At 63.3% G+C, this 18,153-nt stretch carries 16 protein-coding genes and 1 tRNA gene; 13 read left to right on the plus strand and 4 right to left on the minus strand.

Annotated elements, in window-relative coordinates; genetic code table 11:
• The first annotated feature begins 143 nt into the window (after positions 1-143).
• From FJ428_RS21120 to FJ428_RS21130, 3 genes are read left to right on the plus strand one after another with little or no spacing between them, the layout of a single operon-like run.
• Positions 144-563, plus strand: a complete 420-nt coding sequence (locus FJ428_RS21120; protein ID WP_140556749.1) for an HIT family protein — start codon at positions 144-146, stop codon at positions 561-563.
• A gap of 51 nt (positions 564-614) precedes the next feature.
• The gene (gene nudC, locus FJ428_RS21125) at positions 615-1,556 is read left to right on the plus strand and encodes an NAD(+) diphosphatase (protein WP_140496871.1); all 942 of its coding nucleotides are present in this window, start codon (positions 615-617) and stop codon (positions 1,554-1,556) included.
• A gap of 19 nt (positions 1,557-1,575) precedes the next feature.
• Positions 1,576-1,875: a Dabb family protein gene (locus FJ428_RS21130; RefSeq protein WP_140523808.1), complete on the plus strand. Its 300-nt coding sequence runs from the start codon at positions 1,576-1,578 to the stop codon at positions 1,873-1,875.
• 1 nt (position 1,876) lies between these two features.
• Here the strand turns inward: FJ428_RS21130 and FJ428_RS21135 are convergent, their stop codons facing one another.
• Both FJ428_RS21135 and FJ428_RS21140 read right to left on the minus strand, forming a co-directional pair.
• The gene (locus FJ428_RS21135) at positions 1,877-2,740 is read right to left on the minus strand and encodes a prephenate dehydratase (protein WP_140629826.1); all 864 of its coding nucleotides are present in this window, start codon (positions 2,738-2,740) and stop codon (positions 1,877-1,879) included.
• A gap of 35 nt (positions 2,741-2,775) precedes the next feature.
• Positions 2,776-3,504, minus strand: a complete 729-nt coding sequence (locus FJ428_RS21140) for a 3-deoxy-manno-octulosonate cytidylyltransferase (RefSeq protein ID WP_140523806.1) — start codon at positions 3,502-3,504, stop codon at positions 2,776-2,778.
• Positions 3,505-3,695: 191 nt separating this feature from the next.
• Here FJ428_RS21140 and FJ428_RS21145 point away from each other — a divergent pair, with 191 nt between their 5' ends.
• The 7 genes from FJ428_RS21145 to FJ428_RS21175 all read left to right on the plus strand — a co-directional run bounded on the left by FJ428_RS21145 (position 3,696) and on the right by FJ428_RS21175 (position 13,331).
• Positions 3,696-4,397 carry a cytochrome c family protein gene (locus tag FJ428_RS21145; protein WP_140496880.1) on the plus strand — a complete coding sequence of 234 codons (702 nt, stop codon included), beginning with the start codon at positions 3,696-3,698 and terminating at the stop codon, positions 4,395-4,397.
• 166 nt (positions 4,398-4,563) lie between these two features.
• Complete coding sequence (locus tag FJ428_RS21150) at positions 4,564-6,441, plus strand: extracellular solute-binding protein (RefSeq protein ID WP_140880057.1); 1,878 nt, start codon at positions 4,564-4,566, stop codon at positions 6,439-6,441.
• A complete protein-coding gene (locus tag FJ428_RS21155) occupies positions 6,441-8,309 on the plus strand; it encodes an extracellular solute-binding protein (protein ID WP_140880058.1) in 1,869 nt (622 codons plus the stop codon). The genes FJ428_RS21150 and FJ428_RS21155 overlap by 1 nt, the downstream gene beginning before the upstream one ends.
• 126 nt (positions 8,310-8,435) lie before the next feature.
• On the plus strand, positions 8,436-9,530 hold the full coding sequence (locus FJ428_RS21160) for a microcin C ABC transporter permease YejB (protein WP_140496886.1): 1,095 nt from the start codon (positions 8,436-8,438) through the stop codon (positions 9,528-9,530).
• On the plus strand, positions 9,530-10,675 hold the full coding sequence (locus FJ428_RS21165) for an ABC transporter permease (protein ID WP_140496888.1): 1,146 nt from the start codon (positions 9,530-9,532) through the stop codon (positions 10,673-10,675). The genes FJ428_RS21160 and FJ428_RS21165 overlap by 1 nt, the downstream gene beginning before the upstream one ends.
• Positions 10,672-12,303 (plus strand): ABC transporter ATP-binding protein, encoded by a 1,632-nt coding sequence (locus FJ428_RS21170; protein WP_140880059.1) that lies wholly within the window; start codon positions 10,672-10,674, stop codon positions 12,301-12,303. The genes FJ428_RS21165 and FJ428_RS21170 overlap by 4 nt, the downstream gene beginning before the upstream one ends.
• Positions 12,304-12,389: 86 nt before the next feature.
• Positions 12,390-13,331 carry a glyoxylate/hydroxypyruvate reductase A gene (locus tag FJ428_RS21175; protein ID WP_140496893.1) on the plus strand — a complete coding sequence of 314 codons (942 nt, stop codon included), beginning with the start codon at positions 12,390-12,392 and terminating at the stop codon, positions 13,329-13,331.
• A 44-nt stretch (positions 13,332-13,375) separates the two neighbouring features.
• Here FJ428_RS21175 and FJ428_RS21180 read toward each other — a convergent pair whose 3' ends face one another.
• Positions 13,376-13,735 carry a hypothetical protein gene (locus FJ428_RS21180; protein WP_140624847.1) on the minus strand — a complete coding sequence of 120 codons (360 nt, stop codon included), beginning with the start codon at positions 13,733-13,735 and terminating at the stop codon, positions 13,376-13,378.
• Between the two features lie 186 nt (positions 13,736-13,921).
• Here FJ428_RS21180 and FJ428_RS21185 point away from each other — a divergent pair, with 186 nt between their 5' ends.
• Both FJ428_RS21185 and FJ428_RS21190 read left to right on the plus strand, forming a co-directional pair.
• Positions 13,922-14,932: a ligase-associated DNA damage response exonuclease gene (locus FJ428_RS21185; protein ID WP_140880060.1), complete on the plus strand. Its 1,011-nt coding sequence runs from the start codon at positions 13,922-13,924 to the stop codon at positions 14,930-14,932.
• A gap of 4 nt (positions 14,933-14,936) precedes the next feature.
• Entirely contained in the window at positions 14,937-16,538 is a 1,602-nt protein-coding gene (locus FJ428_RS21190; RefSeq protein WP_140564892.1) for a cisplatin damage response ATP-dependent DNA ligase, read from the plus strand.
• Positions 16,539-16,562: 24 nt separating this feature from the next.
• Here FJ428_RS21190 and FJ428_RS21195 read toward each other — a convergent pair whose 3' ends face one another.
• Complete coding sequence (locus tag FJ428_RS21195; RefSeq protein WP_140496901.1) at positions 16,563-17,714, minus strand: hypothetical protein; 1,152 nt, start codon at positions 17,712-17,714, stop codon at positions 16,563-16,565.
• 363 nt (positions 17,715-18,077) lie between these two features.
• Between FJ428_RS21195 and FJ428_RS21200 the strand changes: the two genes are divergently transcribed.
• Positions 18,078-18,153: transfer RNA gene (locus FJ428_RS21200), tRNA-Thr, on the plus strand.

An 18,153-nucleotide genomic window follows, 5' to 3' on the forward strand; every position in this document is an offset into this window, starting at 1 on the left:
CCGTCCATATCGGCAATTCGGCGACGAAATGCAAGGGCGCAGGCAAATCGGCTGCACCAGCCACGAGATTCGCTTGCAGCCTCGATGCAGCCGCTCTAGCGTTCATGACTCTGAGGAAAACACCAAAAGCAAGGGAAACGCCGATGCTGCCGGGCCTGAAGGCCGGATTCACGCTGGATACCCGGCTGGAGGCGGACAGCGAGCAGTTGATGTGGCTTGGGCTGTGTGAACTGCGCGTGATGAACGACCGCCGCTGGCCATGGCTGCTTCTGGTGCCGCAGCGGCCGGGCGTGGAGGAAATCCACGACATGACGCCGCTCGACCAGACAATGCTGACCTTCGAGACCAATATGGTGGCGCAGGCGCTGAAGAAGGTGACCGGCTGCACCAAGATCAACACCGGCGCGCTCGGCAACATCGTGCGCCAGCTGCACATCCACGTCATCGCCCGTTCGGAAGGCGATCCCGGCTGGCCCGGCCCGGTGTGGGGACACGGCCTGCGCGAGCCCTATCAGCGCTCCGAGCTGCGCCGGTTTGCCGAAACGATAAGGGCGGCGCTATAAGCCTTCCCGTGTCCATCCCGAACATGTCCATCCCGAACGCCCAGAGTCCGCATGAGCTTTAGCCTGTTTGACGCGCCCTTGCGCGAGCCGAGCCAATTCGTCGGCTTCGCCGGCAACAGTATCGACCGACAATCCGAGAACCGCGCCGACGATTCGGTCGACAAAGCGCTCGCCGATCCCGGAACCAGGCTGCTTTTGATGCAGGGCGGCCGGCTCTACCTGAAGGTTCGTGACGGCAGCTTCGATCCCTGGTTCGGCGTCGCCGAAAGCCTGCCCTTCCAGACCTTGCCCGGCAGCGGTGTGCTGCTTGGATTCTCCGACCAGGGCCCGGTGCTGGCGGTGACCGCCGGTCTCGAGCCGGAACAGCTTCCCGAAACAGTCAAGGCCATCGACTACCGCTCGGTCTACATGCAAGGCCTGATCGACGAAGCGGCCGCCGGAGCGATGGCGCAGGGCGCCGCACTGCTCGCCTGGCACGCCAGCCATCGTTTCTGCAGCAAATGCGGGACCGAGTCACAAATGCGGGCCGGCGGCTACAAGCGCCATTGCCCGAATTGCGGCACCGAGCATTTTCCGCGCACGGATCCGGTGGCGATCATGCTGACGGCGACGCGCGAGAAATGCCTGCTCGGGCGCGGCCGGCATTTCGCGCCGGGCATGTACTCCGCCCTTGCCGGCTTCATCGAGCCGGGCGAGACGATCGAGGCGGCGGTGCGCCGCGAGACGCTGGAGGAGGCCGGCATCCGGCTCGGCCGCGTCGTCTACCACGCCAGCCAGCCCTGGCCATTCCCCTATTCGCTGATGATCGGCTGCTTCGGCGAGCCGCTCAATGAAGACATCCAAGCCGACCTCAACGAGCTGGAAGACTGCCGCTGGTTCTTGCGCGACGAGGTGCGCCTGATGCTGGCCAGGGAGCATCCGGGCAATCTGATCACGCCGCCGAAGGGAGCCATCGCGCATCACCTGATCCGCGCCTGGGTCGACAGCGAATAATGGAAATCAGGAGAGGGAAATGATCCGCCATACCGTCGTGTTCACGCTGAAGCATCCGCCGCACTCGCTGGAGGAAAAAAGGTTCCTGGTCGACGCCAAAAAATTCCTCTCGGCGATCAGGGGCGTCACCCATTTCGAACAATTGCGCCAGGTCAGCCCCAAGAACGACTACCAGTTCGGCTTCTCCATGGAATTCGCCGACCAGGCCGCCTATACCAGGTACAACGACCATCCCGACCACGTCGCCTTCGTGCGCGACCGCTGGATTCCTGAAGTCGAGACCTTCATGGAGATCGACTATGTGCCCCTTGGCTGGTAGCTCAATCCGCTACCTTCCACTGCTCGCGTGACTCACTCGCCGGATAGACGCCGAGGATCCGCACCTCGCGCGAGAAGAAGCGAAGCTCGTCCAGCGCCAGCTTGACCAGCGGATCGTCGGGGTGGCCCTCGATGTCGGCGTAGAACAATGTCGCCGTGAAGGCGCCGAGCTGGTAGCTCTCGAGCTTGGTCATGTTGATGCCGTTGGTGGCGAAACCGCCCATTGCCTTGTAGAGGGCGGCCGGCACGTTGCGGACCCGGAAGATGAAGGTCGTCATCATCTTGGCGTCAGGCGACGGGCGTTCGGCCCACTGCTTGTTCTTGGTCAGGACGACGAAGCGCGTGACGTTGGAATCGGTGTCCTCGACATTCTCCTCGATGATGTCTAGGCCGTAGAGCGTTGCGGCCAATGCCGGGGACAGGGCGGCCATGGTGCGGTCCTTGACCTCGGAGACCATCTTGGCCGCGCCCGCCGTGTCGCCGGCGACAACCGCCTTCCAGCCATTTTTGCGGACGTATTTGCGGCACTGGCCGAGCGCATGGATGTGGCTGTGGACGGTTTTGATCTCGTCACGCTTCACACCTGGCAGCACCATCAGCTGGAAATGGATGGGCAGGAAATATTCGCCGACGATGTGCAGCCTCGATTCCGGCAGCAGATGGTGAATGTCGGCGACGCGCCCGGCGATGGTGTTCTCGATCGGGATCATGGCGAGATCGGCCTTGCCGGTCTCGACCGCATTGAACGCGTCCTCGAAGGTCGGGCACGGCAGCGGCTGCATCGAGGGATAGACGTTACGGCAGGCGGTGTCGGAATTGGCGCCGGGCTCGCCCTGGAAGGATATTCTGTTGGTCTTTTCAGGCATGGCCAATTCTCGTTGAAGGGGTGTCGGTTCAGCGCTCAGTTTGAAAGGATCGTTCTGGCCCGTTCCAGGTCTTGCGGCGTGTCGACGCCGAGCGGCAGCGACCGCACGATCTCGGCGTCGATGCGCATGCCGGCTTCCAGCGCCCGCAACTGCTCCAGCCGCTCGCGGCGTTCAAGCGGCGACGGCTTGAGCGCCACGAAGCGCTCGAGCGCCGAGCGGCGATAGGCATAGAGGCCGATATGATGATAGAGCGCGCCCTCGCCCCAGGGCGCGGTGGCCCTGGTGAAATAAAGCGCCCTCAGCCTGGTGGCCGACAATGGCGAGCCAACGATCTTGACGACGTTGGGATTGGTCTTTTCCTCGTCGCGCTCGATCTCGACGCCGAGCGTGGCGATGTCCACCGCCCTGTCCTCGAACGGCCTGAGCGAGGCCACGATGATCGCGGGATCGATGGTCGGCAGGTCACCCTGCACATTGACGATGGTTTCGACCTTGTTTGCCGGATCCAGCACCGTCAGGGCCTCGAATATCCGGTCCGAACCCGATTCGTGGTCCGAGCGCGTCATCACCGCCTCGAAACCATGCGCGCGCACCGCTTCCGCCACGCCTTGCGTGTCGGTCGCCACCACCACACGGCCAAGCCCGGCCTCGGCGGCGCGGCGCGCGACGTGGACGATCATCGGGGCGCCGGCAATGTCGGCCAGCGGCTTGCCCGGGAGCCGGGTCGAGGCCATGCGGGCGGGGATCAGGATCAAGGTGGACATCGGTTTGGCGGGCGTTCGAAACGAGGAGGGGAAAGTGGCAAAAGGTCTCACTGGAAGCGCCCTTATAGGTGTTGCAACGCCGGAGCAAAAGACCTAGTTTCCGCGCGATTTGACCGGCTCTGGAGGGCAGGTCTCGATACCGACGGACGGAGTGGACGGATCGGTCCGCCGGAAAAGGGAGCAAGGGGCGTATGGATTCCAACGAAGTCAACAAGCTGCTCGCCGGATTGCTCGGAACCGTTTTCGTGGTGTTCTCGGTCGGCATCGTGTCGGACGCGCTGTTTGCCTCGCCCGCTCCGGAAAAGCCCGGCTTCGCCATCGAGGCCGCCGAGCCCGCCGAGGGCGGCCCCGCCGCTCCGGCAGCCGCCGAAAAGCCGATCGCGGATCTTCTGGCCAACGCAAGTGCCGAACAGGGCGCTGCCATCTTCAAGAAATGCCAGGCCTGCCACTCCGGCGAGAAGGGCGGCCCCAACAAGGTCGGCCCGGATTTGTGGGATCTCATCGACCGCCCGGTCGCCGAGCATGAGGGCTTCGCCTATTCGGCCGGCATGAAGGAGTTTTCCAAGGGCGGCACAGAGAAGTGGACCTACGACAACATCAACCACTTCATCACCTCGCCGAAAAAATTCGTGAAAGGCACGGCGATGGGCTTTGCCGGCCTGCCGAAGGAAGAAGACCGCGCCAACGTCATCGCCTATCTGCGCACGCTGTCGGACAATCCCAAGCCGCTGCCCGCGCCGGGCGCTGCCGCCGATGCATCCGCCCCGGCCAAGCCCGCCGAAGGGGCCGCACCGGCCAAGCCGGCCGAAGGCGCAGCTCCTGCCAAGCCAGCGGCGCCTGCGGCTCCCGCCGCACCAGCTCCGGCCGCCCCGGCACCGGCGCCTGCTCAATAAACCGGATCTCGTCTTGACGACCTTGAAAAAGCCGGGTTCAGCCCGGCTTTTTCGTTAGGAAAACCGCATATGCGGCGACAAAGCCGCGCATGGCGGTTTTCACGCGCGGCAAATCATCTAGATTGCCCTTTCTGGATGATGGCACGCATCGCGAAGAGGACAGTGGATGACGCTTGGCCGAGTGCTTCTCAAATCGTTGCTGGCGGCGGCCCTGCTGGCCGCGGGGTTGCAGGCGGCCCTGGCCGATGAATGGCGCACCACCTCATCGCTGATCGGCGAATCCAAATATGGCGACAATTTCCAGCACTATGACTACGTCAATCCCAACGCGCCCAAAGGCGGCACGCTGAATTCGGTGGTACTGGGCACGTTCGACAGCTTCAATCCCTATATCGTGCAGGGTTCACCGGCCGCCGGCCTGGTCGGGTTCGGCGGCGGCCTGCTCTACGACACGCTGATGGAGCAGGCGACCGACGAAGGCAGTGTCAGTCATCCGCTGATCGCCGACGCCTACAAATACCCGGCCGACTTTTCCTCGGCGACTTACCGGCTCGACCCCCGCGCGAAGTGGCATGACGGCCAGCCTATCACCGTCGACGACGTGATCTGGTCATTCCAGGTGCTGAAGGCCAACAGCCCGATGTACAGCCGCTATTTCGAGAACGTCACGGATGCCGTGGCCGTCTCGGATCGCGAAGTCGAGTTTCATTTCAGCCAGAAGGGCAACCGCGAGCTGCCTAAAATCCTGGGTGACCTCGCCGTGCTGCCGAAACACTGGTGGGAAGGCACGGATGCCAACGGCAAGAAGCGCAACGTCACCAGGCCGACGCTGGAGCCGCCGCTCGGCTCCGCCGCCTACAAGATCGCAAGCTTCAAGCCTGGCTCGGAAATCGTCTGGCAGCGCGTGCCGGACTATTGGGGTGCCAAGCTGCCGGTGAAGGTCGGCCGCGAGAATTTCGACAGGCAGCGTTTCACCTACATCCTTGATGACAATGCCGCCTGGCAGGCCTTCACCAAGGGCGGACTTGACGACATCAAACCGGAAAACAGTTCGAAGCGCTGGAAGACATTCTATGATTTCCCGGCGGTCAAGGCCGGCGATGTCATCAAGCAGGAATTCAAGACCACCTCGCCAGAGCCGATGCAGGCTTTTATGCTCAACCAGAGGCGCCCGCTGTTCCAGGACCGCCTGGTGCGGGCCGCGCTGACCTATCCTTTCGACTTCGAGACGATGAACCGTACGCTGTTCTACGGGTTCAACACCCGCACCAGCAGCTATTTCCAGGGAACTGAACTGGCCTCCAGCGGCTTGCCGCAAGGCAAGGAGCTGGAAATTCTGGAACAGTATCGCGACAAGCTGCCGCCCGAGCTGTTCACCCAGGAATTCAAGCTGCCGGTCTACGATTCGCCGCAAGCCGAGCGCAAATACCTGAAGCAGGCTGTCGACCTCTTCGCCAAGGCTGGATGGGTGATCAAGGGCGGCAAGATGGTCAATGCCAAGACCGGCGAGCCGTTCAAGTTCGAGATACTCGGCTGGAACGACACCGACCAAGTCATCTCCAGCCCCTATATCGCCAATCTGCGCAAGATCGGCGTCGACGCCACGTTGCGCATCATCGACCAGACCCAGTACGTCAACCGCGTCAACAATTTCGACTACGATGTCATTATCGGGCAACTCGGCCAGTCGGAATCGCCTGGCAATGAGCAGCGCGACTTCTGGAGTTCCAAGGCCGCCGACAGGCCGGGATCGCGCAACTACGCCGGCATCAAGAACCCGGTCGTCGATGCCCTGATCGATCGCATCATCTTCGCCACCGACCGCGAGGACCTGGTTGCCGCCACCCACGCGCTCGACCGCGTGCTGCTGTGGAACTACTACGTCGTGCCGCAGTACTATCGAGCCGTGGTCTGGCTGGCTTACTGGAACAAATTCGGCATTCCCGCCAAACAGCCGAGCTATATCGGCGCCGACCAGAATTCCTGGTGGATCGATCCGGAGAAGGAAAAGGCGCTGGCGGCCAAATACAAGGGCAACAATTGATGGCGGTGCTGCCCCGTCGCGATTTCCTGGGCCTGGGCAGTGCCGCCGCTGTCGCCGCCCTGTTGCCCGGAAAAGCCTTTGCCAATATTGCGACCGGCACCAAACTGCACGGCCTGTCCGCCTACGGCGACCTCAAATACAAACCGGATTTCACGCATTTCGACTACGTCAATCCGGATGCACCCAAGGGCGGCCAGATGAATTTCGCGCCGCCGAACGCCACGCTCAACCAAAGCTTCCTGACCTTCAACACGTTGAATTCCCTGGTATTGAAAGGAGATGCGCCGCCGCGCACCGAACTCTGTTTCGATTCCTTGATGGCGAGCGCGCTCGACGAGCCGGATGCGGTCTACGGCCTGCTTGCCGAGTCCGTCACCTTGTCGCAAGACCGCAACGGCTTCCGCTTCGCGCTGCGACCGCAAGCGCGTTTCCACGACGGCTCGCCGCTGACCGCCGAAGACGTCGTCTTCGCGTTGAAGCTTTACAAAGAGCAAGGGCATCCGAACCTTTCCCAGGCGTTGCGGTATATGACCGACGCGGTCGCCGAGGATCCGCTCACCCTCAACCTTACCTTCAACGGCGAACAGTCCGCGCAAAACATCCTCAGGATCGTGGCGATGCCGATCGTGTCCAAGGCCTTTTATGCGGCCAATGATTTCAATGCTTCGACGATGACGCCGCCGCTCGGCTCGGGACCATACAAAATGGGGCGAGTGGCCGCGGGACAGACAGTCGAATATGAGCGCGTGGCCGACTATTGGGGCCGCGACCTCCCGGTGAACCGCGGCCAGTATAATTTCGACCGTATCCGCATCGACTTCTATCTCGACCGGCAGGCGGCGTTCGAAGCCTTCAAGAAGGGTGACACGCATTTTCGCGAGGAGTTTACCGCGCGGGTCTGGGCGACCGGCTACGATTTTCCGGCGCTCAAGGACGGCGAGGTCGTCAAACGGGAATTTCCCGGCGAGAAGACGCCAGACATGCAGGGCGTCGCACTGAACCAGCGTCGTGCGCAATTCCGCGATGAGCGGGTGCGACGGGCGATCGCCCGGTGTTTCGATTTCGAATGGATGAAGCGGGCGTTGTTTTATGGCTCTTACGAGCGCTCTCAATCGAACTTCGAACGGTCGGATTACAAGGCCGAAGGCTTGCCCTCGCCTGAGGAACTGGTCCTGCTGGAGCCATTCCGGGCCGAGTTGCCACCGGAGGTTTTTGGCGAAGCCGTGACGCAGCCTCTGTCCGACGGGTCAGGCCATGACCGCAAGCTGCTGGGCGAGGCTTCGAGATTGCTCGCGCAAGCCGGCTGGAAGCGGGCGGGCAATTTCGTCGTCAACGACAAGGGCGAGCGGCTGCGGGTGGAAATGCTGACGGAGGATGACGGCATCGTTCGCATCTACACCCCATGGTCCGAGAATATGAAGGCGATCGGGATCGACGCTTCGATCCGACAGGTCGATTCGGCGCAATATGAACAGCGGCAGAGCGATTTCGACTTCGATCTTACCGTGCTGCATTGGTCGATCGGGGCGACGCCGACTGACGACAGCCTGGAGATGCTCTATGATTCTCGAATGGCGAAAATCCCGGGGCAGCGCAACTACCCCGGAACAGAAAGCAAGGCCATCGACGCGTTGATCGTGGCGGCCGGCAAGGCGCAAAGCCGGTCCGAACTCGTCACCGCGCTCAGAGCGCTCGATCGGGTCTTGCGCGCGCGGCTGGACTGGATTCCAACATACTATCTGGCGAATCACCGCGTCGCCTATTGGGACATGTTCGGCTTCGTCGAGCAAAAGCCCGATTTCGGCTTTCCGGTCGAGACGCTGTGGTGGTTCGACAAGGGCAAGGCGGCAAAAATTGGCAAAGGCTGAATTTCTTGCGGGCGTAAGCACCGCCCCTCACCTGCCTGCCGGCATCCTCGGCCCGTATAGTGACGGGGAAAGAGGCGCGTTCATCGACGGTTTCGTCAATCACATGCGTCGGGAGGGCACCATCTGATGGGCGCCTATATCCTGCGCCGCATCCTTTTGATGATCCCGACCCTGTTCGGCATCATGGCGATCTCGTTCGCCGTCATCCAGTTTGCGCCCGGCGGCCCGGTCGAGCAGGTCATCGCCAAGCTGACGAACCAGGGTGGCAGCGACCGTCTGGGCGGTGGCGGCGGCGATGCGGGCGGCGGTAATTTCGATGCCGCCGGCGACGTCGGTTCAAAATATCGCGGCGCGCAGGGGCTCGATCCGGAATTCATCAAGAAGCTGGAGAAGCAGTTCGGCTTCGACAAGCCGCCGCTCGAGCGCTTCGGCCTGATGCTGTGGAATTATATCCGGTTCGATTTCGGCGACAGTTATTTCCGCGACATTTCGGTGCTCAACCTGATCCTGGAAAAAATGCCGGTGTCGATCTCGATCGGGCTGTGGATCACGCTCCTGTCCTACCTGATCTCGATCCCGCTCGGCATCCGCAAGGCGGTGAAGGACGGCAGCCCCTTCGACATCTGGACCAGCGGCGTCGTCATCGTCGGCTATGCCATTCCGGGTTTCCTGTTCGGCATCATGCTGATGGTGCTGTTTGCCGGTGGTTCGTTCTGGGACTGGTTCCCGCTGCGCGGCATCGTCTCGGACAATTGGGACCAGTTGTCATGGCCGGCCAAGATCGGGGACTATCTCTGGCACATGACCTTGCCGCTGACGGCGCTGGTGCTGTCGGCCTTCGCCACGACGACGCTGCTGACCAAGAATTCCTTCCTGGAGGAAATCCGCAAGCAGTATGTGGTGACCGCCCGCGCCAAGGGCCTCTCGGAACGGCAGGTGCTCTATGGCCATGTCTTCCGCAACGCCATGCTGATTGTCATCGCCGGTTTTCCCGGCGCCTTCATCTCGGCCTTCTTCACGGGTTCGCTGCTGATCGAAAACATCTTCTCGCTCGATGGGCTCGGCCTGCTCGGCTTCCGGTCGGTGGTCGAACGCGACTATCCCGTGGTGTTCGCCAACCTCTACATCTTCTCGCTTCTCGGCCTGTTCGTCGGATTGCTGTCCGACCTCATCTACACCTGGGTCGATCCGCGCATCGATTTCGAGCGGAGAGACGTTTGATGTCGGAGGCAAGTGTTACCGCCGGGGTCGTGCCGGAGCGGATGCCGCGGCCATTTCTGTCGCCGCTCAACAAGCGCCGCCTGGAGAACTTCAAGGCCAACCGGCGCGGCTACTGGTCGCTGTGGATCTTCCTTGTCCTGTTCGTGCTGTCGCTGTTCGCCGAATTAATCGCCAACGATAAGCCGATCATCGCCTCCTACAAGGGCGAGATCCTGTTTCCGGTGCTGGTCGCCTATCCCGAAGAGAAGTTCGGCGGCTTCTATGCCGTCACCGACTATCGCGACCCAGTGATCCAGGACGAGATCAACGCCAATGGCTGGATGATCTGGCCGCCGATCCGCTATTCCTACCAGACCGTCAACAATGCCATTCCCGAAGCAGCCCCGGCCAAGCCGTCCTGGCAGTATGACGCCAAGACGCGCTGCAACCAGTACCCGCAAGGGGCTGATGATCCGGCCTGCACCATCGGCAACTGGAACTGGCTGGGCACCGACGACCAGGCGCGCGATGTGCTGGCGCGGGTCATCTACGGTTTCCGTATCTCGGTGCTGTTCGGACTGATCCTGACCGCCGGCTCGGCTTTAATCGGCGTCGCGGCCGGCGCCCTACAGGGCTATTTCGGCGGCTGGACGGACCTGCTGTTCCAGCGCTTCATCGAGATATGGTCGGCTATCCCCGTGCTCTATCTCCTGCTTATCGTCGCCGCCATATTGCCGCCGGGCTTCTTCATCCTGCTCGGGCTGATGCTGCTGTTTTCCTGGGTGGCGTTGGTCGGCGTGGTGCGGGCCGAATTCCTGCGCGCTCGCAATTTCGAGTACGTCAACGCGGCGCGCGCGCTCGGCGTGCGCAACCGCACCATCATGTTCCGGCACCTGTTGCCCAACGCCATGGTGGCGACACTGACCTTCCTGCCGTTCCTGCTCTCAGGCTCGATCTCGACGCTGACCTCGCTAGACTATCTCGGTTTCGGCCTGCCGCCGGGCTCGGCCTCGCTTGGGGAATTGCTCAAGCAGGCGCAGCGCAATCTCAACGCGCCGTGGCTCGGCATTTCCGGCTTCGTCGTCATCTCGCTGATGCTGTCGCTGCTGGTCTTCGTCGGCGAAGCGACACGCGACGCCTTCGATCCGCGCAAGACGTTCCGATGAGCGAGCCTCCCCTGCTCTCGGTCCGGGACCTCAGCGTCGCCTTTGCGCAAGGCGGACAGCAGTCGCTGGCCGTCGATCACATCTCCTTCGACATCGCCAAGGGCGAGACGGTGGCGCTGGTCGGCGAATCCGGCTCCGGCAAATCGGTCTCGGCGCTGTCCGTGCTGAAGCTCTTGCCCTATCCCAGCGCCAGCCACCCCTCGGGCAGGATCCTGTTCCAGGGCGCCGACCTGCTCGCCATGAACGAGAAGCAACTGCGGCGGGTGCGCGGCAACAAGATCACCATGATCTTCCAGGAGCCGATGACCTCGCTCAATCCGCTGCACACGATCGAGCAGCAGATCGTCGAAATCCTGAAGCTGCACCAGGGCATGGCCGACCGCGCGGCCAAGGCGCGCACGCTGGCCCTGCTCAACGAGGTCGGCATCCGCGAGCCGCAGAAGCGCCTCGACGCCTATCCGCACCAGCTGTCCGGCGGCCAGCGCCAGCGCGTCATGATCGCCATGGCGCTGGCCAACGAGCCGGAACTCCTGATCGCCGACGAGCCGACGACGGCGCTCGACGTCACCGTGCAGGCGCAGATCCTCGAATTGCTGGCCGGCTTGAAAAGCCGCAAGGGCATGTCGATGCTGTTCATCACCCATGATCTCGGCATCGTGCGCAAGATCGCCGACCGGGTGTGCGTGATGACCAAGGGCAAGATCGTCGAGATGGGGCCTACCAAGGACATCTTCGCCAATCCGCAGCACGCCTATACGCGCCATCTTCTGGCGGCCGAGCCCAAGGGCAAGCCACCCGCGGCCAACAGCGCCGCGGCACCCGTGATGACCGGCAAGGACATCCAAGTCTGGTTTCCGATCAAGCAGGGCTTCTTCCGGCGCACCGTCGACCATGTGAAGGCGGTCGACGGCATCGATGTCACCGTGCGGGCCGGCCAGACGCTGGGCGTGGTTGGAGAGTCCGGGTCGGGCAAGACCACGCTCGGCCTGGCGCTGGCGCGGATGATCTCGTCGAGCGGAACCATCCAGTTCAACGGGCGCGACATCAACCAGCTCTCGTTCAACGCCATGCGCCCGCTCAGGCGCGAATTGCAGATCGTCTTCCAGGATCCTTTCGGCTCGCTCAGTCCCCGCATGTCCATCGCCGAGATCATCGAAGAAGGCTTGAAGATCCACGAGCCGAAGCTGTCGCTCGACGAGCGCGACGACAAGGTGGTCGACGTGCTGAAGGAAGTCGGGCTCGATCCGGCGACGCGCAACCGCTATCCGCACGAATTCTCCGGCGGCCAGCGCCAGCGCGTCGCCATTGCTCGCGCCATGGTGCTCAACCCGCGTTTCGTCATGCTGGACGAGCCGACCTCGGCGCTCGACATGAGCGTGCAGGCGCAGGTGGTCGACCTCCTGCGCAGCCTGCAGGCCAAGCATGACCTCGCCTATCTCTTCATCAGCCACGACCTCAAGGTCATCCGGGCCCTGGCCAACGATGTCATCGTCATGCGCAATGGCCAGATCGTCGAAGCCGGTCCTTCCGAACAGATTTTTGAAAAGCCGCAAACCGACTATACTCGGGCGCTGATCTCGGCCGCCTTCAAGATAGAAACCGCCCCGACGGGGGTCGTCAGCGAGTGACTCCTTCCTTCGCAATTCCGGACGGAAAGCCGCCTTGCGCCTTTCCCGCAATTGCTCCAAACCGAACAACAGGACAAAATCCATAAATGGAAAAAGGCAAAATCCTGCTTGCCGTCACCGGCTTTCACCCGCAGCGCTGGCGTGAACTGCTGTCCGCAGAGCGCGAGGTGGTGCTCGAGCCGGACGGCGCCAGCGATCCTTCGATCACCTATGCGGTGGTGTGGAAACAGCGGCCGAACCTGTTGGGATCGCTGCCCAATCTGCGCGCCATCTTCTCGATCGGCGCCGGCGTCGACCACATCTTCTCCGATCCCAGCCTGCCGGACGTGCCGATCGTCAAGGTCGTCGCCGGCAACCTGGCCCAGCACATGACCGAATATGTCGTCTGGCGGGTGCTCGATCATCACCGCCAGGGCCTGCTGTACCGGTCGCAGCAGCCGAAGAAGATATGGCGCGAGCCGGCGCAGCGCACCGCTGAAGACATCTCTGTCGGCATCATGGGGCTCGGCAGTCTCGGCCGCGCGGCGGCGTCGGCGCTGTTGTCGCTCGGCTTCGCGGTCAATGGCTGGTCGCGCACGGACCGGCCGATGGAAGGTGTCGCGACCTATTGCGGCGAGGCCGGGCTTATCCCGTTCCTCAATGCCACAGACATACTGGTCGTGCTGCTGCCGCTGACGCCGGATACCAAGGGTATCATCAATTACGGCGTGCTGAAGGAATTGCGCAAGCGCAACGGTCTTGGCGGCTCGGTGCTGATCAATGCCGGTCGCGGCCGCCTGCAGAAGGACGCCGACATCGTGCGCGCGCTGGACGACGGCACGCTGAAGGAAGCGAGCCTCGACGTGTTCGAGGTCGAACCGCTGCCGAAGACCAGCCCGCTATGGGCCCATCCGAAAGTGTTCGTGACGCCGCATGCCGCGGCCACGTCCGATCCCGTCCATCTGGCGCCGATCATGCTGCGCCAGATGGACGCCTTCGAGCGGGGCGAAAAGCTGGAGAACCTGGTGGACCGCAAAGCGGGATATTAGGCCGCTGGCATGTGGTCATCGGGACCGCCTTCAGGCGACATGTGTTAGCCGGGCAGAGCGAACTTCTTCTGCTTGTCCGGCTTGCCGCAATCGCGGCGCTCGATAGACCGATTCATGGCGTCGATCTCGCCGCTTGCCTTGTCGGCATCGCGCTTGGTCTTGGAGCGGATATCCGGAATGAACGGGCCGAAGCCCATCGCGGGGTTGGAGAATGTCGGCTTGGCCTGCTGGGACAGATTGTATTGGCGAGCCAGGGCGTTGCGTTGCGCCAGCAACTGGCCGCAAGGCACGCTGTCATACTGCAATGAGGACTGGACGTTTTCGTCCTGGCGCTCGGACATGGAGTTGCCGACACAGCCCGCCATAGCGAGGCAAGATGCCAACGCCATCATGTTCCAGCGCATGGAAAAACCCTCCGTACGACACCGCCCCGCCATAATCCGGCATGCGATTGGGGCTTTTTCGCAGCAGAGGCACCCGCAGGCCTCTGAGTGCGTTGCCTGACTGCTGCCCGGCGGTTGGCTCTAGGACGAGTCAGCAGTCTCTTGCAACAGGCTTCCCGCGCCCGAATTAGCCACTATCTTGGAACGATGCGCGCCAGCGACCTGCTCCATCCCCGGCCCGAGGGCCTTTACTGCCCGCCGGGCGACTTCTTCATCGACCCGGTGCGGCCGGTCAACCGGGCGCTGATCACGCACGGCCATTCCGACCACGCACGCTCCGGCCACGGCTCGGTGCTGGCGACGCAGCAGACGCTGGACATCATGGGGCTTCGCTATGGCGAGGGTTTTGCAGGCACGACACAGACGGCAGGACTGGGCGAGCGAATTGCCCTCAACGGCGTCGACATCAGCTTTCATCCGGCCGGCCATGTGTTGGGCTCGGCGCAGATCGCGGTCGTGCATCAGGGCATGCGCATCGTCGCCTCCGGCGACTACAAGCGGCAGCAGGACGCGACATGCCTGCCGTTCGAGCCAATCGCGTGCGACGTCTTCATCACCGAGGCAACCTTCGGCCTGCCGGTGTTTCGCCACCCGCCGGACGAGGAAGAGATCGCCAGGCTCCTGAAATCGGCGGCGCAGTTCCCCGAACGCTCGCATCTCATCGGCGCCTACGCGCTGGGCAAGGCGCAACGGGTGACGCATCTGTTGCGCGACGCCGGCTACGACAGGCCGATCTATATCCACGGCGCGCTGGCCAAGCTCAGCGACTATTATCAGAGCCAGGGCATCGATCTCGGCACGCTGGAGCCGGCGACGGTGGAGAGCGCCAGCAAGGATGATTTCACCGGCGCCATCGTCGTCGGCCCGCCGGCCGCCTTCGCCGATCGCTGGGCGAGGCGCTTTCCCGATCCGATCTCCTGCTTCGCCTCGGGCTGGATGCGCATCCGCCAGCGCGCCAAGCAGGGCGGCGTCGAGCTGCCGCTGATCATTTCGGATCATGCCGACTGGGACGAACTGACCGCCACGATCAAGGAGACCGGCGCAGAGGAAATCTGGGTGACACACGGCCGCGAGGAGGCGCTGGTGCGCTGGTGCGAACTCGAAGGGATCGCGGCGCGGCCACTGCATCTGGTGGGGTATGAGGACGAGGGCGATTGATGGCATGAATCGCTTCGCCGAACTGCTCGACCGCCTTGTGCTGACGCCGTCGCGCAACGGCAAGCTGACGCTGCTGACTGATTATTTCCGCAGCGTCGAGGATCCCGATCGCGGGCTGGCGCTGGCTGCCATCACCGGCGATCTCAACATCGCCGCGATCAAGCCGGCGATGCTGCGCATGCTGGTGACCGAACGCATGGACCCGGTGCTGTTCGGCTATTCCTACGACTATGTCGGCGATCTCGCCGAGACCGTGTCGCTGGTCTGGCCGCAGACGCCCGGAACCATACCGAACCGTGAGCCGACGCTCGGTGAGGTGGTCGCGAAGCTGCAGGCGGCGAGCCGCTCCGACGGCCCGAAAGTGCTGTCAAACCTGCTCGACAGTGCCGGCATCTCGGCCCGCTTCGCCATCATCAAGCTGGTCACCGGCGGGTTGCGCATCGGCGTGTCGGCGCGGCTGGCCAAGCAGGCACTGGCGGATTTCGGCAAGGTCGACGTCGCCGAGATCGAGGAACTCTGGCACGGGCTGTCGCCGCCGTACACAGCCTTGTTCGCATGGCTGGAAGGCAAGGCCGCAAAGCCCGAGAGGGCCGCGCGGGCACTGTTCCGGCCGGTGATGCTGTCCAACCCGGTCGGCGACGGCGATCTCGACAGGCTCGACCCCGCCGATTACGCGGCCGAGTGGAAGTGGGACGGCATCCGCGTCCAGGCGGTGTCGGAAGGCGGCATCCGCCGGCTCTATTCGCGCACCGGCGACGATGTCTCCGGCGCCTTTCCCGACCTCGCCGAGGCGATGATTTTCTCGGCCACGCTCGACGGGGAATTGCTGGTCGGCGATCCCCGGGAAGCGACAGGGACATTCTCGGATCTCCAGCAGCGGTTGAACCGCAAGACGGTGTCACTGAAGATGCAGCAGCAATATCCGGCTTTCATGCGTTGCTACGACCTTTTGCAGGTCGGCGCGGAGGATTTGCGGGGATTGCCCTTCCGGGAGCGGCGCGTCCGCCTCGAAAACTTCGTGAAAACGCTCGACCCGAGCCGCTTCGATCTTTCGCCATTCGTCGCGTTCTCGGACTGGCAGGCGCTGGAGGAACTGCGCCGGGCGCCGCCGCACCCGATCATCGAAGGCGTGATGCTGAAGCGCTGGGATTCGCCCTATGTCGCCGGCCGGCCGAAGGGGCCCTGGTTCAAATGGAAACGTGACCCGCACACGGTGGACGCCGTGCTCATGTACGCCCAGCGCGGCCACGGCAAGCGCTCGAGCTTCTACTCCGATTACACGTTCGGCGTCTGGTCCGGAGCGGAAGGCGAGGAGGAACTGGTGCCGGTCGGCAAGGCCTATTTCGGCTTCACCGACGAGGAATTGAGGCAGATCGACAAATATGTCCGCGACAACACGATCGAGCGTTTCGGGCCTGTGCGCTCGGTGCGCGCCGACCGTGACAACGGGCTGGTGCTGGAAGTCGCCTTCGAAGGGCTCAACCGTTCGACGCGTCACAAATCCGGCGTTGCCATGCGCTTTCCCCGCATCTCGCGGCTGCGCTGGGACAAGCCCGCCAACGAGGCCGACCGCATCGAGACGCTGCAGGCGCTGCTCGATCGTTGATCGCACCCTCTCCGGTGCCGGCGCTCAAGGCTCGACGGAGACGCGTATCTCGTAAATGTTGACCGCCTTGCCCTGCTTGTCGAAATCGGAGTTGATGGCGATCGTTCCGGCCGAGCCGGGCCGCTTGTCAGGGAATTTCACGTCGAAGAGATATTCGTTGCGCTGCTGGCCGACCGCATAGCGTTTGCGGCCGCAATCACCAAGCTCGCCGAAATTGCAGTCGACCGAGATCTGCGTGTCCTTGCCGTCCTCGGCGCGGGCGACGATATCGAACACGGCGTGCTTGCCGGCGAGCTTCTCCAGCACGCCTTGCCCGACATCGAAGCTGATCGCCGAACCGGAAGCGCCGGACTGGATGCGCAGGAATGGCCCGGAATCGTCCTTCATCGTTTCCGCCTTGGCGTCCGACGGAGCGCTGACATGCGCCGGGTCGGTGGGCGAAAACACGTTGATCCAGTTGCGCGCCTGATCGGCAGCGCCGGGCTTTTCCGGCCCGGTCTCACCATCGGCCGGTGTGAAATCGTCGTCCTCGACGGTCGGCGGCGCTTCGGGCGGAGCGGTGTCGAGCTGAGCCTGGGTCTTGAAGACGCCGGTCTGCATGGCGAAAAACAGGCCGATGCCGACCGCGGCGAGCAGCGTCACGGTGAGGAAGATGGCGGTCAGCGGCAGGCGCCGGCCCCTGATGCGCCTCTCGTCGCGATCGGGCGCCACTTCAGCCGTGGCTTCGGACGAAGCGGGAGCCGACATGTCGATGGACGGCACGCCGGAAAGGGTCGCGTCGGGCATGATGTCTGGAACGACCGGCAAGACGCGCGAGCGCGGGGCATCGGCAGCCGGCTGCGCAGGCTCGTCGACGGAAACTGCGGGCGGCGCCGCGCTCTCGCCGGTTGCGGCGGGTGCAGCCGGGCTCGCCGGAAGCTCGACCGCCGGTGCATCGGACTCAGCCTGGGGAGCGACATCCGGCACCGCCGGCAGGAATTCGGATTCGATTTCGGTGATCTTGGCCTGTATCGCCTTGCGGCGCTTGATGGCGACTTCCACCGTCACGCCGGGATTGGCCTGGAGCGCGCGGTCGAGCGCGGCGAAAGCCGAGCGATAGACCTTCTCGCGGTATGCGCGGTCCTCGGCATTGCCTCTTTCGAGGGCGTTCCGGATCGCTTTTTCGATTGCGTCCAAGCGAGATCCCTCTGTGCGTTGCCCAAACCTCGCCATGATCGTTAGCCGCAGCCGACCAATCAATCAACGGGCGAGCGTCCGCATTCTGCCTCGTTGGAGTGTCCAAAGTCCATCTTGGCGGTATTCCGGCAACGAAATCAACATGCTTCATTGATCTTTGCCGGCAGGGAGGCACGGGGCCAGGCGCAATGTCCCAGCCGATCGGTAAGGGCGTGGCAGCCGGCTTTGTCGGCGATGCGTCGGGGCGGAACGACGCGCAACACGAATTGCCGGGCCGCATCCTGAATTCGCGATCGCCCATCTTGAATTCGCCGTCGGTTGAGTCTATCACCCAGCCCATCTTGGAGGCCTAACGCTTCCCGGGCCGCTTTAGCTCAGTTGGTAGAGCACATCATTCGTAATGATGGGGTCGCGTGTTCGAGTCACGCAAGCGGCACCA

Source organism: Mesorhizobium sp. B2-8-1 (genome assembly GCF_006440955.1).
Classification (GTDB): Bacteria; Pseudomonadota; Alphaproteobacteria; order Rhizobiales; family Rhizobiaceae; genus Mesorhizobium.